Source organism: Pseudolysinimonas sp. (assembly GCF_031389465.1).
Lineage (GTDB): Bacteria > Actinomycetota > Actinomycetes > Actinomycetales > Microbacteriaceae > Pseudolysinimonas_A.
In genome coordinates, this window is the sequence record NZ_JANMSQ010000234.1 from 1 (window position 1) to 2,871 (window position 2,871).

General features: G+C 69.3%; 3 protein-coding genes. 1 reads left to right on the plus strand and 2 read right to left on the minus strand.

What is annotated here, in order from left to right:
• Together RMO30_RS09365 and deoC are read right to left on the minus strand one after the other, a co-directional pair.
• The coding region (locus tag RMO30_RS09365) for an aldehyde dehydrogenase family protein (RefSeq protein WP_309712412.1) at nt 1-956 on the minus strand (956 nt) is incomplete at its 3' end.
• Entirely contained in the window at nt 956-1,960 is a 1,005-nt protein-coding gene (deoC, locus tag RMO30_RS09370) for a deoxyribose-phosphate aldolase (protein WP_309712414.1), read from the minus strand. The genes deoC and RMO30_RS09365, both read right to left, overlap by 1 nt.
• 24 nt (nt 1,961-1,984) lie before the next feature.
• Between deoC and RMO30_RS09375 the strand changes: the two genes are divergently transcribed.
• Nucleotides 1,985-2,871 (plus strand): ROK family protein (locus tag RMO30_RS09375; protein ID WP_309712417.1); only part of this gene is annotated, 887 nt, incomplete at its 3' end.

The following is a 2,871-nucleotide window of genomic DNA, read 5'->3' on the forward strand; positions in this document are numbered from 1 at the left end:
CGGCGCTTGAGCTTGGCGATCACCAGATCGGCGACGCTCTCTTGCACGAGCAAGCGCGAGCCGGCGCAGCAGACGTGGCCCTGGTTGAAGAAGATGCCGTTGACGATGCCTTCGATCGCCTGCTCCATCGGGGCGTCGTCGAAGACGATGTTCGCTGCCTTGCCGCCGAGCTCGAGGGTGACCTTCTTACCCGTGCCGGCGACCGCTTTCGCGATTTCGCGGCCGACGGCGGTCGATCCGGTGAAGGCGACCTTGTTGACATCGGGATGCCGCACCAGCGTCGCACCCGTCTCCCCCGCACCGGTGACGATGTTCACGACGCCCTTGGGCAAGTCGGCCTGCTGCAGAATCTCGGCGAAGATCAGTGCCGACAGCGACGTCGTCTCGGCCGGCTTGATGACGACGGTGTTGCCGGCGGCGAGGGCGGGGGCGATCTTCCAGGCGAGCATGAGCAGCGGGAAGTTCCACGGGATGACCTGCGCGGCGACCCCCAGCGCTCGCGGCGACGAGCCGAGCCCGGCGTAGTCGAGTTTGTCGGCCCAGCCGGCGTAGTAGAAGAACCAGGCGGCGACGAGAGGGATGTCGACATCCCGACTCTCTTTGATCGGCTTGCCGTTGTCGAGACTCTCGGCCACCGAGAGCTCGCGGGCGCGCTCCTGGATGAGCCGCGCGATGCGGAACAGGTACTTGCCGCGGTCGGCGCCGGGCATCTTCGACCAGGTCTTCTCGAACGCCCGACGGGCCGCGGTCACCGCCTTGTCGACGTCGGCGGGGGTCGCCATCGCGATCTCTGCGATCTTCTTCTCGTTCGCGGGCGAGATGGTCGAAAATCCCGAACCCGAGCCGTCGACGAACTCGCCGTCGATGAAGAGTCCGTACGACTTCTTCAGGTGCAGGATGCTCGTCGACTCCGGCGCCGGCGCGTAATCCAAGAAGTGCTCACCAGAAGCGGGCATCAGTCCACCGTCACGTAGTCGGGGCCGCTGTAGCGACCGGTCGTCATCTTCTGCCGTTGCATGAGCACGTCGTTGAGCAGCGTCGAGGCCCCGAAGCGGAACAGGTGCGGCTGCAGCCACTCCTCGCCTGCGGTCTCGGCGACGGTCACCAGGTACTTGATCGCATCCTTCGAGGCCCGGATGCCGCCCGCCGGCTTCACCCCCACGCGTTCGCCGGTGAGCCGGTGCCATTCCTGCACGATCTGCAGCATGAGCAGCGTCACCGGCAGGGTCGCCGCGGGCTGCACCTTGCCGGTCGAGGTTTTGATGAAGTCGCCCCCGGCGAGAATCGACAGCCAGGATGCGCGCCGCACATTGTCGTAGGTGTTGAGTTCGCCCGTCTCAAGGATCACCTTGAGGCTCGCGTACGACCCGTCCGCGCGGCGGCAGGCCTCCTTCACCGAGACGATTTCCTCGAAGACCTTGCCGTAGTTGCCGGCGAGGAACGCGCCACGGTCGATGACCATGTCGATCTCGTCGGCGCCGGCGGCCACGGCATCCTCGGTGTCGGCGAGTTTCACCCGCAGCGACGCCCGGCCGCTCGGGAACGCCGTCGCCACTGCCGCGACCGAGATCTTGCCATCATCCGGGTCGCCGTGCAGGTCGCCGAGGGCGTCGACCGCCGTCGCGACCATGTCGCCGTAGACGCACACCGCCGCGACGCGCGGCGTCGAGGGGTCGGAGGCGTCGGGGGTCACCGCCTTCGCGACGAGCGACCGCACCTTGCCGGGAGTGTCGGCTCCTTCGAGAGTCGTCAAGTCGATGAGGGTGATGATCGTGTCGAGTGCCCACGCCTTCGAGGTGGTCTTGATCGACCGGGTTCCGAGGCCGGCGGCGCGGGCTTCGAGGCCCACGGCATCCACCCCCGACAGCCCTTCAAGGTGCAGGCGCAGGCTCTTCTCGGTGAGGTCGCCGCCGAGCAGCTTGACCGCCCGTTCGGCCGGGGCCAGCGACGTCGTATCCATCCGAGGAAGTCTACGCTGGGGGCCGTGAGTGAGCCCCTTGAATCCCCGGCGCTGGAGGTCGACGCGGTGCTGGCTGTGGACTTCGGGGGCACGAAGGTCGAAGCCGCGCTCGTTGTCGGCGGCCGCATCGTCGAGGGCACTCGCACCCGCCGCCCGACCGGGCCCGAGCGCTCGGCGGCCGAACTGGATGCCGCGGTCGCCGAAGTCGTGCAGGGCGCGCTCGGCGACACGACCGTTTCGCGGGTGGGGATTGGCTCGGCCGGGCCGGTCGACACCGTGCGAGGTCTCGCGTCGCCGCTCAACGTTCCCGCGTGGCGCGACCACCCGTTGCGCGACCTCGTCGCCGCGCTCGTACCGGGGGCCGAGGTCGTGCTCGCCATCGACGGGCTGGCCATCACTCTCGCCGAGGCCCGGTACGGCGCCGGCCGCGGATCGGCCAACGTCATGGGCATGGTCGTCTCGACGGGCGTCGGCGGCGGCCTCGTGCTCGACGGGCGCGGCATTTCGGGTATGAGCGGCAACGCCGGGCACATCGGGCACGTGCAGGTGGCGGGCTTCGATGACCCCTGTGCCTGCGGGCGATCGGGATGCCTCGAAGCGATCGCCTCCGGACCGAGTTCGGTGCGCTGGGCCCGCGCGCACGGCTGGGAGGGCTCGACGGGCGAAGAACTTGCGGCCTCCCCCGACCCCCGCGCACGCGCCGCGATCGAGCGTTCCGCCCGGGCGGTGGGGCTCGCGGTCGCCTCCGCGAGTGCGCTCGTCGACCTCGACCTGTTCCGCGAGATCGTCGAAGGCGCCGTGAGCGCGGCCGGGCGGGTGCCGCTCACGATCAAGATGCGTAAAGGCATCGACCCCGAGCACCTCACCTACCTCGAAGCCGGTCGCATCGCCGAGGGCGCCGGGGTGGGCAG

Bases quoted from the DNA above. Each gene is read 5' to 3' on its own strand.
- deoC (WP_309712414.1), bottom strand. From the start codon at position 1,960: ATGGATACGACGTCGCTGGCCCCGGCCGAACGGGCGGTCAAGCTGCTC.